The 17,601-nt window shown below is 57.8% G+C and carries 9 protein-coding genes and 1 rRNA gene; 6 read left to right on the forward strand and 4 right to left on the reverse strand.

What is annotated here, in order from left to right; genetic code table 11:
- Together J1G33_RS27550 and J1G33_RS27555 are read left to right on the forward strand one after the other, a co-directional pair.
- Positions 1-5,641: immunoglobulin-like domain-containing protein (locus J1G33_RS27550; protein ID WP_223019160.1), on the forward strand; the 5,641-nt coding region annotated here is incomplete at its 5' end.
- A gap of 151 nt (positions 5,642-5,792) precedes the next feature.
- A complete protein-coding gene (locus J1G33_RS27555; protein WP_005783528.1) occupies positions 5,793-6,131 on the forward strand; it encodes a hypothetical protein in 339 nt (112 codons plus the stop codon).
- Between the two features lie 69 nt (positions 6,132-6,200).
- On the opposite strand, the gene lapD is transcribed toward J1G33_RS27555, so the two are convergent.
- Positions 6,201-8,153, reverse strand: a complete 1,953-nt coding sequence (gene lapD / locus J1G33_RS27560) for a cyclic di-GMP receptor LapD (RefSeq protein ID WP_032878521.1) — start codon at positions 8,151-8,153, stop codon at positions 6,201-6,203.
- A 14-nt stretch (positions 8,154-8,167) separates the two neighbouring features.
- Entirely contained in the window at positions 8,168-8,860 is a 693-nt protein-coding gene (gene lapG, locus J1G33_RS27565) for a cysteine protease LapG (RefSeq protein ID WP_032878522.1), read from the reverse strand.
- 250 nt (positions 8,861-9,110) lie between these two features.
- Between lapG and J1G33_RS27570 the strand changes: the two genes are divergently transcribed.
- From J1G33_RS27570 to J1G33_RS27585, 4 genes are all read left to right on the forward strand, one after another.
- Complete coding sequence (locus tag J1G33_RS27570; RefSeq protein ID WP_032878524.1) at positions 9,111-9,821, forward strand: GntR family transcriptional regulator; 711 nt, start codon at positions 9,111-9,113, stop codon at positions 9,819-9,821.
- 361 nt (positions 9,822-10,182) lie between these two features.
- Positions 10,183-10,941, forward strand: a complete 759-nt coding sequence (locus J1G33_RS27575) for a DUF3050 domain-containing protein (protein WP_078819961.1) — start codon at positions 10,183-10,185, stop codon at positions 10,939-10,941.
- A complete protein-coding gene (locus J1G33_RS27580; protein WP_032878526.1) occupies positions 10,938-11,894 on the forward strand; it encodes a diiron oxygenase in 957 nt (318 codons plus the stop codon). The genes J1G33_RS27575 and J1G33_RS27580 overlap by 4 nt, the downstream gene beginning before the upstream one ends.
- A complete protein-coding gene (locus J1G33_RS27585) occupies positions 11,882-15,259 on the forward strand; it encodes an amino acid adenylation domain-containing protein (protein ID WP_223019161.1) in 3,378 nt (1,125 codons plus the stop codon). Before J1G33_RS27580 ends, J1G33_RS27585 begins: the two co-directional genes overlap by 13 nt.
- A gap of 79 nt (positions 15,260-15,338) precedes the next feature.
- On the opposite strand, the gene J1G33_RS27590 is transcribed toward J1G33_RS27585, so the two are convergent.
- Positions 15,339-17,219 (reverse strand): methyl-accepting chemotaxis protein, encoded by a 1,881-nt coding sequence (locus tag J1G33_RS27590; RefSeq protein ID WP_078819959.1) that lies wholly within the window; start codon positions 17,217-17,219, stop codon positions 15,339-15,341.
- A gap of 273 nt (positions 17,220-17,492) precedes the next feature.
- A 5S ribosomal RNA gene (rrf, locus tag J1G33_RS27595) occupies positions 17,493-17,601 on the reverse strand; the annotation flags it as partial.

Raw genomic sequence — 17,601 nt, forward strand, 5'->3', positions numbered from 1 at the left:
GGCGGTGAACACCACCGTGACGGACACACCGGGTACCGACAACACGACTACTGTCACCCTGACAGCGCCTAGTGCCGTTAACGAAGGTGGCCAAATCACCTATACCGCAACTTTGAGCAACAAGGCCGGTACCGACGTCACGTTGAAACTCGACAACGGCTCGTCGATCACCATCAAAGCGGGCGACACCGTCGGCACTGTGACTGTGCCTGCGCCTACCGATGACGTGTTCATCGACAAGAGCACGCAGACCGTTCAAATCACCGAGACCACGGGTGGCAACTTCGAGAAGTTGGAAGTTGCGGGCAACGGCGCCACCACTACGATCAACGACACCATCGACAAAGTCGATGTGGTTCTGACGGCCACCACCACCGTCGGCGAAGGCGGCAACATCGTCTACACCGCCAGCCTTGTGGATAAGAACGGCGCGCCGGTGACTAACATCACCAATCCGCTGACTGTCACCCTGGATAACGGCAAAACCATCACCATCGGTGTAAACCAATCGAGCGGTAGCGTTTCGGTTATTGCTCCTGATGATGTGTACAAAGGCGATCAGACCGTCACCACCGCTATCAAGGGTGTGACCGGTGGCGAGCATTTCGAGAACCTGGTCCCGGGCACTACGGCGGTAAATACCACTGTCACCGATACTCCGGGTACCGATAACACCACGACTGTCACGCTGACTGCCCCAAGTGCCGTTAACGAAGGTGGCCAGATCACCTACACCGCGACCTTGAGTAATAAGGCCGGTACCGACGTCACACTGAAGCTGGATAACGGCTCGTCGATCATCATCAAGGCCGGCGAAACCGTCGGCACCGTGACTGTGCCTGCTCCTACCGATGACGTGTTCATCGATAAGAGCACCCAGACCGTCAAGATCACCGAGACCACCGGCGGCAACTTCGAAAAACTCGAAGTCGCAGGCAACGGCGCAACCACCACCATCAACGACACCATCGACAAGGTCGATGTGGTCCTGTCCGCCACCACCACTGTTGGAGAAGGCGGCAATATCGTCTACACCGCCAGCCTCGTGGATAAAAACGGCGCGCCGGTGACCAACATCACCAGTCCGCTCACCGTTACCCTCGATAACGGCAAGACCATCACCATCGGCGTGAATCAGTCGAGCGGCTCCATCACCACCATCGCGCCTAACGATGTCTACAAAGGCGACCAGACCGTCACAACCGCGATCAAAGGCGTGACCGGCGGCGAGCATTTCGAAAACCTGGTCCCTGGCACTACCGCAGTAAATACCACCGTCACCGACACGCCGGGCACCACCGACCTGACCACCGTCACCCTGACCGCCCCGACGGCTGTCAACGAAGGCGGCCAGATCACTTACACCGCTACCTTGAACAACAAGGCCGGCAGCGACATGGTGGTCCAGCTCGATAACGGTTCGAGCATCACCATCAAGCAAGGCGCGACCGTGGGCACGGTGACCGTCCCTGCGCCGACTGATGATGTGTTCATCGACAAGAGCACCCAGACCGTCAACATCACCGGCACTACCGGCGGCAACTTCGAAGGTGTGAGCATCACGCCGGGCGGCGCCACGACTACCATCAACGACACCATCGACGACGTGACTGTGGTGCTCAAAGCCACTGGTTCTGTCAGCGAAGGCGGGCAGATCGTGTACACCGCGTCCCTGGTCGACAAGAACGGCGTGGCGGTGAACAACGTTGGCTCAGACCTGGTCGTCAAGCTGGATAACGGCTCGACCATTACCATCGGTAATGGCAAGTCCACCAGCTTCACCACCGCCACCGCACCTAACGATGCGTATGTCGGCGCCAATGACGTCACCACCAAAATCACGGGTGTGGTCAGCGGTGGCGACAAGTACGAACACTTGATCGTCGACGGCAGCACCGTGGTCACCAAAGTGACCGATGTGGTCAGCAACACCACCATCAGCATTACCGGCGATGCGTCGGTGACTGAAGGCGGTACGGCGCACTACACGCTGTCCCTGAGCAACCCGCCGCAAACCGACGTGACCGTGACGCTCAAGTACAGCGGTACCGCTACCGACGGTTCAGACTTCAATGGCGTGTACACCGTGAAGATTCCGGCAGGCTCCAGCAGCGTACCGTTTGATATCCGCACGCTCGACGACAAGATCACCGAGCCGACGGAAAATATCGTCATCACCATCGACAAGACCACTGGCGGCAACTTCGAAAACCTGGTGGTCGGCAATGGCAGTGTTACCACCAACATCATCGACAATGATGCGCCGCCGGTCATCGACCTGGATGCCAACAACTCCAGCGGCGCCAGCGGCGCGGACTTCAAGACCACCTTCACCGAAGGCGGCACCGGTGTGTCAATTGCTGACACTGACATCAAGATCACCGACCCGGACAGCACCCAACTGACCGGTGCCACCGTGGTATTGACCAACAGCCAGCCAGGCGACTCGCTGAACTTCAGCGGCGTGACAGGCATCAACGTGACCCCGACCACCGACCCTGTGACCGGTAAAATCACCTTGACCCTGACCGGCACGGCGTCGCTGGCCGACTACATGCAGCAGATCAAGAACATCACGTTCACCAACAACAGCCACGACCCAAGCACCACGCCACGCACCATTACCGTGAGCGTGACCGATGGCGGCAACTACTCCAACGTTGCCACCACCACCGTCAACGTGGTGGCGGTCAATGATGCGCCGGTGGCGACTGGCGGTGCCGTAACAGGCACTGAAGACACCGCGCTGGCCCTGACCTGGGCCAACTTCGGCGTGACCGATGTGGACTCGCCGCAAGCCAGCCTGGGGGTGAAAATCACCGAGCTGCCAGTCGCCGGCAAATTGCAGTTCCTGGCAGCGGATGGCAGTACCTGGACCAACGTGACCAACGGCCAGACCTTCACCAAGGCCCAGATTGACGGTGGCCAGTTGCGCTTTATGCCTAACGCCAACGAATCCGGCGCCGATGGTTACGGCGGCACCGGTGTGGGCAACAAGCAAGCGGACTACGCACAGTTCAAGTTCCAGCCAACCGATGGCAAGGACCTGGGCACCAGCGCCACGGTGAAAGTCGATATCACGCCGGTAGCCGACGCGCCGACCCTGAGCGTGGCAGACAACAACGTTGCCTCCACCGGCCTGGTCAAACAGGGCTGGAACAGCATTGCCGGCCTCGGTAACAACGGCAACGGCGCTGCACCGGACGTGCTGAAAAAAGCCATCGATAACGCGGGCACGCCGAACAACACCTCGGTGGTGACCAACGTCGAATCTGTCGACAACGTCACCGCCGGCTCTGGTTCCAAGATTTCCGGCCTGATCTACATGGAAGCGGGCAAGAGCTACACCTTCAGCGGCATCGCCGATGACAGCGTGGTGGTCAACGTTGGCGGTAAAGACGTGGCCAGCGGCTTGTGGGGCACCAACAGCGGCAAGTTCAGCGGCTCGTTCACGCCAACCACCACCGGTTACTACAGCCTTGAGATCTACCAGGCCAACCAAGCGGGACCTGGCAGCTTTGACGTTAACGTGTCGATCAACGGCGGGGCGGTGCAGAACCTGAGCACCAGCACCGTGCCGTTGTACACCGGCCTTACCGACCTGACCAACGCCGGCGTCACCGTGTCCGACCTGCATGGCAGCAACGGTGACGGCTACTACGTGGGCTACAAGCTCAACGAAGGCCAGGAAAACGGCACGGTCAAACTGTCCAAAGTCACCACCGCACTGACCGATACCGACGGCTCGGAAACCTTGAGCGTGAAGGTCAGTGGCATTCCGGCAGGTTCGGTACTCACCGATGCGTCGGGCCACACCTTTACCGCGAGCAAGACCGTGGGCGAAGTCAACGTCACCGGCTGGGACCTGAACACGCTGAGCATCAAGCCGCCGACCTACTACAGCGGCCAGTTCAACCTGACGGTCACCTCGACCTCCACCGAAAGCATTGGTGGTTCGGCGACTACCACCGCGCAATTGCCAGTCACGGTGCACCCGGCAACCTACAACCCGGTAACCGGCACTTCGGGCAGCGACACCATCAATGGCAGCGATGGCAACGACATCGTCGTGGCCGACGTCGCCGGCCTGAACGTGGTGCAGGGCAAGAACTACAACATCGCGTTCATGATCGATACGTCGGGCAGTATGGGCGCGAGCTCGATAGCAGCGGCGAAAGCCTCGCTGACCACCACGTTCAACTCGCTGAAAAGCAGTATCGGCTCCAGTACCTCTGGCACCGTGAACATCTTCCTGGCGGACTTCAGTGACCAGGTCAATCGCACGGTGACAGTCAACCTGAAAGACCCAGGTGCGTTGGATTCGCTGCAGAAAGTCCTGGATTCCATGGTATCTACCGGCGGGACCAACTACGAAGACGTGTTCAAGGCCGCTTCCAACTTCTTCAAAAGTGCCCAGGCGACTGGCAACACAGACGCAATCAACACAACGTACTTCATCACCGATGGTCAGCCGACGTTTTACCAGGCGGCCGAGCAGACTAACCCGTACTTGTACGGCAACGTCAGGCTCGATGATGTCGTCACCATGAACAACTACACCATAGGTACAGCCACCCGGATCAACATCGACTCGAGTCACTTAATTGATATCGACTCTGGCGGTAAGGTGACCCTGTGGACCAACAACTGGTGGGGCTGGACGCAGTCCAACCCGGGAACAATCCATGCCCAAGGGGATGGCACCTATGAAATATCGGTACAAGGCGGCCTCGGGTACGATACCGACTACTCCACCACCCTCAACTCCAACAGCGCGTTCGCACTGCTCAAAGGCCTGTCCACAGGTGGCGTAGAAGCCATCGGCCTCAACAGCGGGGTCAGCTTGAACCAACTGGCTCCGTACGACAGCGATGGCAAGCCGCAAGCCAACATCGATCCGAAGGACCTGGCCAACGCGATCCTCGGCCACACCGAGGCGACGTTGCCTGGCGCAGACACTGTCATCGGGGGCGATGGCAACGACATCCTCTTCGGCGACCTGGTGAGCTTCAGCGGGATCAACGGTGAGGGCTACAACGCACTGCAGGCATTTGTGGCGCAGAAGACCGGCGTGACCGTCTCTTCGGTAACCGCCTCTAACGTTCACCAGTACGTTACCGAGCATTACGTGGACTTCGACGTCTCCGGCGCCAAGGATGCCAACGACACGCTGCTGGGCGGCGCGGGCGATGACATCCTGTTCGGCCAGGGCGGCAACGACCTGCTGGACGGCGGCAAAGGCAATGACATCCTGTTGGGCGGCACCGGCAACGACACGCTGATCGGCGGCCAGGGCAACGACATCTTGATTGGTGGTTCAGGTGCCGACACCTTTGTGTGGAAGGCGGGTGACATCGGCAACGATGTGATCAAGGACTTCAAGGCCTCGGAAGGCGACCGCATTGATCTGCGTGATTTGTTGAAAGGTGAGACTGACAGCACCATCGACAACTACCTGAAGATCACCACGGTAGATGGCGTATCGACCCTGCAAGTCAGCAGCGAAGGCAAGCTCAACGCTGCCGGTGGCCTGGCCAATGCCGATGTGACCATCAAGCTGGAAGGCAATGATTGGTCCCATGTCAGCATCAACTCGCTGATCACTGGCGCCGACCCTACCATCAAGATCGACCATAGCTAAGATGCAATGGATCGGCCGCCTTCCCAGGCGGCCGATTTTTTTGCCTTATGGGCCGCTGGCCCTGGCGGACGGTGCGTCGCATACTCACGCCCATACACGCAGCGTTGACCTATGCTGTTGAACGCATGTGGCTCATATTCGAGGGGTTCTTATGTTTTACGTGCAACGTGATGCACTGGGCGCGCTGATTCGCGTAGAGGCGGCCGCCTTTACCGAGTCCACCGAAACCCTGCCGGCCGATCACCATGAGATCCAGGCCTGGTACGCCAACGAAGTGGTGGAAACCAGCCTGGCCCAACTCAAGCAGAGCGACCTGGAGATGATCCGGGTGCTGGATGACTTGATCCAGGTGCTGACCCGCAAAGGCGTCATCAGCGTGACCGACCTGCCGCCGGCAGCCCAGGCCAAGTTGATGGACCGTAACCACGCGCGGGAAGCCTTGGGTGGGTTGAGCCAGTTGATTGATGATGACGAGAAAGGGCTGATCTGAGCCCTGACGCCGAACCTTTATTCAAATGTGGGAGGGGGCAAGCTCCTCCCACATTTGAATGTCCTGATGTCAGTGTGATTTCCAGGGCGCAGGCTCGCCAAACAGCTGGCCCTGCACACCAAAAATCCCCATCTCGCGAATGACCTTCAGCTCGCCCTCGGTCTCCACACGTTCGGCAATCAACGGCAGATCGATGCTGTGGGCTGCGCGCTGGATGGCTTCGATAAACAGACGCTTGTCACTTTCCTGGTCGATGTCGCGAATGTAGCTGCCATCGATCTTCAGGTAGGCCAGGCCCAGGCGTGCCAGGTTGCCGATCATGCTGAACCGCCCACCAAAACGCTGCAGGCTGAGGGAAAAACCCAGCTCGCGCAGGCGGTGGGTCATCTGTTCCAGCACCGGCTGCTCGGGGAGTTGCTCTTCACCAATCTCCAGGGTGAGGCGTGAGCCCAGGTTGCTGTGCTGGCGCAGCAGGTCATAAATCCGATTCAGGGCCTGGGTATCCTGGAACGTTGCGGCCGAGAGGTTCAGCGCCAGGTTATGGTTGTGGCTGGCCATCTGCTTGAGGACTTGTTCCAGCATCAAACGGTCCAGGCGGGCCGACCAGCCGAAGCGCTCGAGCCACGGCAGAAAGCGCCCGGCCGGTATCGTGTGGCCTTCCTCGTCCTGCAGGCGCGACAGTACTTTGTAATGCAAGACCAATTGTGGGTCCTGGCTGGCGACGACCGGCTGGAAGTACAGCTGGAAGCGCTGCTGGGTCAGGGCCCGGTCCAACAACGTGTGCCAGGCATGGTGATCGTCACCGACGCTGGCGGCGGCGCTGCTGTCCAGGCACACCCAACTTGTGTCGCCCTGCGCTTCGGCCTGGGCCAGCGCCTGATCGGCGAGGGTCAGCAGTGCTTGGGGTGCATCGCCATGGCTGAACGGCGCCAGGCCGATATAGGCCACCGGCATCACATCGCTGGCGCCGGTCGCCTGCAAGCTGAGCAAGGTGCTCTCCAGGTTCTGCGCCAATTGCAGCGCTTCTTCACGCATCAATCCCGGTGCCAGCACAGCGAACTCGCCGCCGCGGATACGGGTAACGAGGTTATGGGTTTCCGGGTACGGCTCGCACTGACGCAGCAGTTGTTGGCCGACCGCTTGCAGCAATTGGTCGGTGCGCTGGCCGCCCAGGCGTTGGTTGAGGCCGGCAAGGTCCTTGACCCGCAGCAGCAGCAAGTAACCGGAGTTGGTGTCTTCCGGGTTACTGACACGGGCGTTGAGCTGCATTTCGAAATAACGCCGGTTAGCGAGGCCGGTGAGGTTGTCCTGATAGGACTCGGTGCGCAGTTTTTCGCTGCGTTCGGCCTGTTCCTGGAACAACGCCTTGAGCTTTTCCACCATCTGGTTCATGGCTTGCACCACTCGCCGCAGTTCCGGCGTGCGAGGCAGGTCGGGCAGACTGAGGAATTCTCGGCGGGCAATCGCGTGGGACTGTTTGACCATGTAGTCCAACGGCTTCAATTGCCGGCGCAGCAACAGCCCACCGAGCACCACACTGACCGCACCGCACAGCAGTAGCCAGCCCAGGCTGCCCAAGGCGCTTTGCCAGAGCTTGGCCAGGGCGAACATTGGATGGCTGACCACTTCGACTCGCGCCGCCTGCTCCCAGCCACGGCTAACCAGCGCATCACCACCTGCCGGCTCCAGGCCGATCAACTTTACGAACCAGTTGGGCACGCCGTTGTTATCAGGAATGCCGCTGCGCTCGACGATGGTTTTATCCGTCGCCAAGTCCACCACACGGATGCTGGCGTAGTAGCCGCTGTCGAAGATCGAGCTGACCAGCAGCTCCACCATGGCCGGGTCGTCGATATTGGGGGTCAACGACAGCGCCAATGCCGTCGCGGCATCCTGGGCATGGGAACGCAGCTGGTTGACGTATTGGGTGCGCGAGCTTTCCAGGCTAACCATGAAACTGCCGCTGAAGGCGACCACCAGGAACAGACAGATTGCGATCAATAGTTGTTTGAACAGAGACATCCGATCAGTTACTCCTAGTTGGCAGGCTCGGCTGGGAAGCCTTCCGCACGCATTTTTCTCAACACATCCTGCCAGCGCGACAAGCGTTTGGTATCACCGACTTTCTTGTTGCCCTTGGCGCCGGGCAAGTACAAGCCCTCGGCGTTGAATGAATACACCGGGACCAAATCGGTGCGGCGGGTAGCCGGCAGGATTTCGTCCATCAGGCTGTCGAGCACCAGCGGGATTGCGTCAGGCGTCGAATAATAGGTCAGAACCATGTGCGCGCGATTCTGCCGTAAAGCCTTGACGTAGGTAATGCGTAATTTGTCGCTGGACACACCCAGATGACGCAAACTGAAATACTTTGCGATCGCGTAGTCTTCACAGTCACCGGCCCCCTTCCAAAGGGCCTCGACGGGCGTCTCCCAATAATCGACAGCGTGCCAGAGGTCGATGTCTTCCACGTAGGTCATTTGCTTGTTGAAGAACAAATTCACGACCTTGAGCTGCTCCGGCTCGCTGACCTGTTTTTGGCTCGCCAATAGCCGCTGCCAGGCGTCGATACGCTGCTGCCCTTCGCCGAGCGGCCCGTACACGGCGGTAGCCTTGCGGCTGATCTGAGAGAAATCCCAATCGGCACGCAGCCCGCCAAGCATCAAGCCGGCCAACAGAATTGCTGATAACAGCCAGCAAAGAACTCGATAGGGAATAAAACTTACCGCCAAGGCGCTCTGTCCATGAAAGAGACGGAATTTCGAGGAATGGTGAAGCCTGGCCCTACAAAAAACAATGGCACAGTGCAATCATTCATAGGAGGACCGAGTTTATAACCGCCCCTTGTGGGAGACACAAAGTATGCTGTGTAAGCCCTTACAAACGGAAACTTTGGCTGTTTGACAAGCGCTTGGGCCGTCTTTAGTGTGCATTGGATCCAATTGACCACACTGTTATTCAAGAAAGGAGGATAGCGTAACCGTGACGCAGAAGCCGAACCCTTTAAGCAGCATCAAAATAAGCGGGCCTATTCCCGCCCATCTTGCTCGCGCCGTCATTGAAGAAACGTTGCGCAACGCCATCCTCGATGGGCGATTACCCTGTGGCACCGCGATGCGCCAGCAGGAACTGGCGAGTCTGTTCGGCGTCAGCCGTATGCCCGTGCGCGAAGCCTTGCGCCAACTGGAGGCGCAATCCCTGCTGCATGTGGTGACCCACAAGGGGGCCGTGGTGGCGCCGTTGATCGAGGACAATTCGGCTGAGACCTATGCACTGCGCATGTTGCTCGAATCTGAAGCCCTGCGCTTGTCGATCCCGTTGCTCAGTGACGCCGATCTTGCCGAGGCTGAGGCCTGTATCAATGCGCTGGAATGTGAGAAAGACTACAGAGAGATTGGCCGCCTCAATCGCCTGTTTCACATGGTCTTGTACGGCAAGGCACCCAATCAGCGACTGCTCGATCTGGTGGAGCACGGGCTGAATGAAGAGGAACGCTTTCTGCGCTTCAATCTTGAAGCGATGGGATTGGGCGAAACGTCTCAGGAGGATCACCGTGAACTGTTGAGCCTGGTGGCGCAGAAGAAGATCGACGAGAGCATTCTGACGCTGCGTAATCACTTGATGCGGGGTATGGAAGTGATCGCTAACTACCTCAAGGGTCTCGAAAGCGCCGACAAAAAATTCGCGCAATAGGGCCTTCGTTATTCGCTGACCATTACACTATGCGGGGTAACTTTCCATCAGGAAAGTTACCATAATGACAGGCAGTAAAATTTACAAAACTACTAACACCGAAGAACTCTCCCACACTTCAACAACCCGTTACTCCTGCAACAGCTTGCGGACAAAACATCTAATACTTTTATAATCCTCCCCTAACGTTTAATCAGCTTATTATCTTCGCCCGACCAACCGCACCCCTTCATCCGCTGGGCACAACTCTATCAAGGTTGCGCTACCTGCGCGGCCTTGACTAAACGTTACATCTCCAACACAACTAAAAAAATTCCAACACTGCTTTTAGAGCACTCGCAACAACTTATAGGCGTCAACCATGCATCAACATTTTATCGAACAAAGAAAACAAAAACTTTTCGGCCATCCGTTATTTATAGAAATAACCTCACTCGCCAAGTTACGACACTTTATGGAGCACCATGTGTTCGCCGTTTGGGACTTCATGACTCTGACCAAGCGCCTGCAACAAGACCTGACGTGCACTCAGATCCCTTGGCTCCCTCCCGCAGACCCCCACGCTGCCCGCTTGATCAATGAAATTGTGCTGGGCGAGGAATCGGATGAGCATCCAACACGCGGCCATTGCAGTCATTTCGAGCTTTACCTGGACGCCATGACAGAGGTAGGCGCCAACACCGCCGCCATCACACGCCTCATTGATCTGCAGCATCAGGGCGTGGAAGTCAGCGCGGCTTTGCAGATGATCGATGCGCCCCGTAGCGTGGTGTCATTTGTCGACAGCACATTGCAAATCGCGCTCAGTGCGCCCACCCACTGTGTGGCGGCGGCCTTCCTGCATGGACGCGAGAGTGTCATTCCCTCGATGTTTGAAGGTTTGATGCACAGCAACGCGTTCATTGAGCGTGAAACACCTACCTTCTTCCACTACCTCAACCGCCATATCGAAGTGGACAGCCACGACCATGGGCCAGCGGCAGAACAGTTGCTCCAGCGTTTGATCGGCACAGATCCGCTTCGCCAGAAACAAGCCGATAGCACCGCCCTTGGCGCCGTGGAGCGCCGTATTATGTTCTGGGACAGTGTGCTGGCTACGCTGCAAGAGGTTCGCCCATGAACGCCGTCAATTACCAATCCTTTGCCGATGATTGGGAGCGGCGCGCTACCATCCGCACACGCCCCCGACGCGTACTGGAAAACGACGGCAAACTCATCTTTCCCCTGTGCCGGCAACCGCTGGTACTGAGTGCAACTTTCCTTGAACACTGCCCGCAGTGGCGCGACTTTGTGCTGACGCAGAGCTTCTATAAATTCGTCAATGATGTGGTGATCTTCGAAACCGAAATCGTCGACAAGACCGCTCGCAGCATCGCGAAAAACCGCTTCTCCCTGCCCTTCCCACTCGCTTGCCGCTACGACGCGATGACTGTCGTTGTGGACGAGGATTACCACGCGTTGGTCGCGCTGGATTTTCTTCAGCAAGCCGTGGAAATGACCGGGATCGAACCGCTCAATCTACCCGGGCAAATTGAATTGAGCTGCGCGCTACCGACAGCGCAGGCAAAGGTGCCGGCGCACCTGCACGATGCCGTTGAACTAATCGCCGTGGCTATTGCTGAAAACACCGTTACCCATGATGTGGCAGCTTTCTCAAAAGACGCCAGCGTCAAATCGTCTGTGCGCGGCCTGATGGCCGATCACCTGTTCGATGAGGGCCGTCATGCGCGGTTCTGGGCTCAGTTGGTGCGTATTTACTGGCAGTCGGCAACCCCGCAAGATCGCGACAGCATCGCTCAAGCGCTGCCTGTTTTCCTGGCGCGCTACCTGACCAACGATCTACAACAAGACTTCGACCTGCAACTGATCGAACACCTGGACATCAGTGCCGATACTCGTCTTGCGCTACGTCATGAAATCCATGCGCTGGATTTTCCCATCACCCACCAACATCCACTGGTGGCCAATATCATGGGGTTGCTGCGCCAAAGCGGTGTACTGCAAACGCCCAGCGTCGCCCAGGCACTGAGCGCCTACCTGCCGGTACCAGGGAGGTTGGCATGCGGCGTTTAAAGATCGCGTGGAGTGCCTCCAGCAAAGCCCTGGACGAGCTCAAGAAAGTGCTGGAGCAATACGGGCATATCGCAGGAGCAGGGTCCGTCGACCTGATAATTGAAGATGGGGGGCAGCCACTGCCGCCATTGCCAACCGATGTGCCATGGATAAGCCTGCGCGTGGGTATCGGCCCGTTATCCGAGCACGGGCTGCCCTCGCTGCAGTTGCGCTGCTATGACCGCGAGCGCCGCCTGTTGGCTGTGCAGGGCGTCGCCGAGGAACCCAGCGGCAACGGCCAGCGATTACACCAGCAGGCAACGAACGCATTGGTGGAGTGGGCAGCTTGGTTGGTCTGTGGTTTTTCAAGGGATCCAGGTTATTTCTCTATAGCCGCTACCGCTAACGACTGGCCCGAACAGGGCTTGCAAGGGCTGGAAGCAGTGGCATTCATGCATCGGTTCAACCGCACGACAGACCCGGCTTTACTGCGGGCAGCCCAGATGCCCATGATTGAAGCGCTGCAGGCCAGTCTTGAGACCTTCGCGAATCGAACAGCGTTGAATATCGCGGGGGACATGCTGACTTATCAGCAACTTCATCACCATGCCATAGCGATCCAGCAACGCCTGCTTCCTTTGCTCGAAGGCGTGCAGGCACCACCGGTGATCGGTGTGTGCCTGGAAAAATCCACCGAGCTGTATGCAAGTATTCTTGCGGTATTGGGTTGCGGCTGTGTGTATTTGCCGTTGGCTCCGGATCATCCGGTGCAACGTCAGCACAGCATGTTGGAAAGCCTCCAGGCCTGTGTGCTGCTGGATAACGGTCAGCATCCTTTGCGAGATGGCTTCGCGTCCCTTGATGTCAGCCAAATCGCTGTGCACGACGTCGACGCGACACAACCGCTGATGCACCATCACCCCCTTGCCGACGAGCCTTGCATGGCCTTGTTCACGTCGGGGACCACCGGCCAGCCCAAGTGTGTACTCCTGAGCCACTACAATCTGGCGCATTTCAGCGCGTGGCTCACAACCTGTGTGGGGTTGGATCAACACAGTCGCGTCCTGCAGTTTTCGCCACTGGGCTTCGACTCGTCATTGATCGATATTTTCCCGGCCTTGATCGCCGGCGCTGAATTGATTGTCCCCAGCGCAGATCAACGTCACGACCCTCACCAACTGGTAGAGCTGATTCGCCAGCAACGCGTCAGTCATGGATTTCTGCCACCGGCGCTGCTCAGCATTCTGCCGCTGGATAAGCCACTGGGCCTTACTCACTTGCTTACCGGCGGCGATTTCTGCGAGCCCTATGTGATCGAACAACTGGCGGGGCAATGTCAGTTGCATAACTTTTATGGGCCCACCGAGACCACGGTGTTGGCAACACACCGGGTATTCCAACAAGGTGATAGCCATCGCAATATCGGCTACCCCATCGCCAACAGTCAGGTGTTAATCCTCGATGAAAACCTGCAACCGGTGGATGAACAGGTCACGGGCGATTTGTACATTGCCGGTCCAGGCGTCAGCCTCGGCTATTGGAATGCACCGCCGCAACCCGACAGTCCATTCGTTGCGCTGAGGCTGCCGAATGGACAGGTTCTCAAGGCTTACCGCAGCGGCGATTTGGCGAAATGGACGCAAGATGGCATCGAGCTCGGCGGGCGTCGGGATGATCAAGTCAAGATCCGTGGCTTTAGAGTCGAGCCTCAGGAGATTGAGCAATGCCTGCGCAACAGTCGATTGTTTCGCCAAGTGGCAGTGGTGATCGATCCGACGCACAGAGTCATAGCTTTTGCCGCCCAGCCCGAACCCGGCGCTACGCTGCAGAGCCTGAAGGAACATGCCCGGCAGTGGTTGCCTGTACATATGCAGCCGGTCGCCTGGAGCGAGTTGGCCTGTCTGCCCGGTACGAGTAACGGCAAGGTCGATCGGAAGGCATTATTGGCCCTGCCAATATCCACGCTCGCCGGGGCGACTCGCAGCCCTGTACAAACACCTCTGCAGGCACAGTTGGTGGACTTATGGGCAGAGTTGTTGGCCTTATCCGCAGGCGAACTTTCGATCGATGACAGTTTCTTCAACCTCGGCGGCCACTCCATCCTGTTGTCGAGCCTATTGTTGCGCCTGCGTGAGCAGTTTGGCCGTAGCTTCTGCCTGAGCCCCTTTTTCGAGACACCGACCATCCGCACGTTGGCCGCACTGATGGACGGCGGGGCGCTGCCTGACACCCCTACCCACCGGATGGAAAAAGATGCAGCAAGAATGCTGGGGATCGAGGTGCTGCCTGATACCCACATGGGTGACCCACGCAAAGCGATCGTCACCGGGGCGAACAGTTTTGTCGGGGTACATATCGTCCAAGCGCTACTGGCCGGCGGGGCGCTGGAAGTAGCATGTCTGGTGCGGGAACTGCCCGGGCATTCAGCGGCGGGGCGATTCACCCAGGCACTGCGGGAATACCGCCTGGAACATTTGGACCTGAGCCGAGTGCGGGTGTATGCCGCTGACATGCGCGAACCCCGCCTGGGCTTGGCCGGCAATGTGTATGACTATCTTGCCCGTCATTATGGTGTGCTGGTGCATAACGCCGCACAGGTCAATCATGTACTGGACTATGCGTCACTCGCCAGGGACAACGTCGAGCCGGTGTTTGAGTGCCTGCGCCTCTGCGAAACCCACTGTAAGAAGGTACTTAATTTCATCTCGACGCTGTCGGCCTGCAGCAGCGTGGACGCCGATGGGCACGTCCTTGAATCGCCCGCCGGGCGCGCGCAGCCACTGTATGTGAAAAATGGCTACAACCTCTCGAAATGGGTAGCTGAGCGATTGTTGGGAAGGGCCGTCGAACAAGGGGCCTGGGTCAATATTCATCGGCCGGGAAATATTAGTTTCAACAGCCAGAACGGCGTCTGCCAACCGCAGAAGAACCGCCTGATGCTGATGCTCAAGGGGTCTATGCAATTGGGGCTGGTCCCCCGGTTGGAGGTGAACTTCGATCTGATGCCGGTGGATTTCCTGGCCGGCTTCATAGCCTTCCACAGCGCCCAATTTGCCTTTGGGCGAAACGTATTCAACCTGCACAACCCACAGCCCTTGAGCTGGGATAAGTACCTCGACGCATTCAGCCAGGTCGGGCACGCCTTCGACCGGGTAAGCGTTGAAGACTGGCAGCAGGCGCTGCGAACGGTTGGCCGTGATAACGCGTTGTTCGGTGTGCTGGGTTTCTACCTGGACGAACTGGACGAAGACATCGGCGATACGTCGATGATCCGTTACGACAATGCCCGATGGGGTCTGGAAAGAATGGGTATGGACTATCCGTCAAAGAGCCCGGCGCTGTTACGCAAAGGCTGTGATTACCTCAGGGCCATCAGCTTCCTCTGAACAGCTTCAGAAATTGCCGACGACACTACTGCGCCAATCAGCATTCGGAGCGAGAGGCCTCGCTCCGATGCAAACAGGATCAGATCTTGAAGCTATCAACCAATTGCTTCAATCGACTGGCCTGCTGGGACAGTGCATCGCAGTCTTTGAGCGTCTCGTTGAGGTTAGCCACACCCTGCTGGTTCAACAGGTTGATCTGGTTGATGTCGACGTTGAGGGTTTCAACGACAGCGGTCTGCTCTTCGGTGGCAGCTGCAACCGACTGGTTCATTCCATCAATCTCAACGATACGCTGCGTCACGCTGATCAGGCGCTCACCCGCCTGGTTGGCCACTTCAACGCTTTCTTCGCTGGAAGTCTGGCTGGCATTCATGGTGGTCACGGCTTCACGCGAGCCCACCTGCAACGAAGTGATCATCTTGTGGATCTCCTCTGCCGACTCTTGGGTACGGTGTGCCAGGTTGCGCACTTCATCTGCCACTACGGCGAACCCACGCCCGGCTTCGCCAGCACGGGCGGCTTCAATTGCCGCATTGAGGGCGAGCAAGTTGGTCTGCTGGGAAATGCCTTTGATCACATCCAGAATATGCCCGATGTTGTCGGTACTGGCGTTAAGGGTTTCGATCTGAGTGCAGGACAGACTGATCTTCTGCGACAGCTCCGACATCGCCAGGATGGTTTGCTCAACCACTTTGCGGCCATCGTCAGCCTGTTCGCTGGCACCGCTGGCGTGCTGCGAAGCATCTGCTGCATTGCGGGCGATTTCCTGGGTGGCGGCGCCCAGTTCGTTGATGGCCGCAGCTACGCTGTTGGTACGCGCACTCTGTTCGTCGGAACCGATGATCGAAGCATTGGACGATGCCATTACGCGCTGGGACAAATCATGCACCTGACGCGTTGCCGAAGACACCTCGGAAATCGAGGCGTGGATGCGTTCGACGAATTGATTGAATGCACTGCCGACTTCGCCGAATTCGTCTTTGCTGGTCACTGCGAGTCGTCGGGTCAAATCGCCTTCGCCTTGGGCGATGTCCTGCATGGCGACGCCCATGGTGGTCAACGGACGCAGCAACACTTGAATCAACAGGCTCAAGAGCACCGCAATGGCCACAACGGCGATCAACATTGCAATCAAAGCCGAGGTACGGAACTTGCCCAGCGGGGCGTAGGCTTTTTCTTTATCAATGGATAGACCGATGTACCAGTCGGCGCCGGGCAAACCGCTGATAGGCGTGAACGAAAGAATACGATCCTGGCCATTGAGAACAACGTCCTGGTTAAGCTTCTCGATACGTACGTTGGTGCCAGGGTAGATGTCCTTGAGATTTTTCATCACCTGGTCCTGGTCAGGACTCACGATGACCTGACCATCACCACTGACCAGAAACGCATGGCCAATGCCGCCGAAGTCAACCGAGTTGATGATCTTCACCAGAGTTTGCAGGCTAAGGTCACCCCCAACAACACCCAACAGTTCGCCGTTCTTTTTCACCGGCATGGCAATTGTCACGATCTGACCGCCTACAGCCGCCATATAAGGCGGGGTAAGCATTGTTTTGTCCGCTACCACCGCCTGCTTGTACCAAGGGCGCTGACGAGGGTCATAGTCCTCAGGCATCTTCGCGTCAGGGCGTTGTGTGAATACCCCATTGGTTTGGCCCACGTAGGTGAACTGGAAGTTGGAGGTAAACGCTGGCTGATCCACCAACCCAGGAAGATCGACGGCACTGCCTTGATGGGCAACGTTCTGCGCCAGGTTCTCGAGGACCAGGATGCGACCACTGAGCCAGTTCTGCACACTGCTGGCGGTAAGCTCGCCGGATTGCTGGATAGACGAGGCCAGGTTTTGCCTGATCGTGCTGCGTTGCAGGTAGTCGTTGTACAGGGTGAATAACGCGAAGGCTAAAACCACGACGCCTGACGCGGCCAACAGAATTTTATGACTGAACTTGAGATTCATTTCATCGACTTCTTTTTGCCAAAGGGGGGTGAGCGTGCCGAGTGGAACATTCCATGTAACGGGATAGGCGGACTCTGCGGTCGCTCTATTTCGGTGCACGCATGGCTCGTCAGGCTTTCGGCCAAACATCGGCAAAGCTTAGAAATTTGTGTGAAGCATCTTCTTTTTGCGTAGGAAACCGACAGGCGGTAGGTGAAGGCGGGAGGGTGTGACATAGAGCCTTAAACGACAAAACCCCTGTCTGCGTTAGCAGACAGGGGTTTCGGAATTCAATCTTGACGATGACCTACTCTCACATGGGGAAACCCCACACTACCATCGGCGATGCATCGTTTCACTGCTGAGTTCGGGATGGGATCAGGTGGTTCCAATGCTCTATGGT

Source organism: Pseudomonas sp. P867 (assembly GCF_019891455.1).
Taxonomy (GTDB): domain Bacteria; phylum Pseudomonadota; class Gammaproteobacteria; order Pseudomonadales; family Pseudomonadaceae; genus Aquipseudomonas; species Aquipseudomonas synxantha_A.

Coding starts and splice junctions, on each gene's coding strand:
- lapD (WP_032878521.1), bottom strand. CDS start 8,153: ATGTCTCTGTTCAAACAACTATTGATCGCAATCTGTCTGTTCCTGGTG.
- J1G33_RS27580 (WP_032878526.1), top strand. CDS start 10,938: ATGAACGCCGTCAATTACCAATCCTTTGCCGATGATTGGGAGCGGCGC.
- J1G33_RS27575 (WP_078819961.1), top strand. CDS start 10,183: ATGCATCAACATTTTATCGAACAAAGAAAACAAAAACTTTTCGGCCAT.
- J1G33_RS27555 (WP_005783528.1), top strand. CDS start 5,793: ATGTTTTACGTGCAACGTGATGCACTGGGCGCGCTGATTCGCGTAGAG.
- J1G33_RS27590 (WP_078819959.1), bottom strand. CDS start 17,219: ATGAATCTCAAGTTCAGTCATAAAATTCTGTTGGCCGCGTCAGGCGTC.
- J1G33_RS27585 (WP_223019161.1), top strand. CDS start 11,882: ATGCGGCGTTTAAAGATCGCGTGGAGTGCCTCCAGCAAAGCCCTGGAC.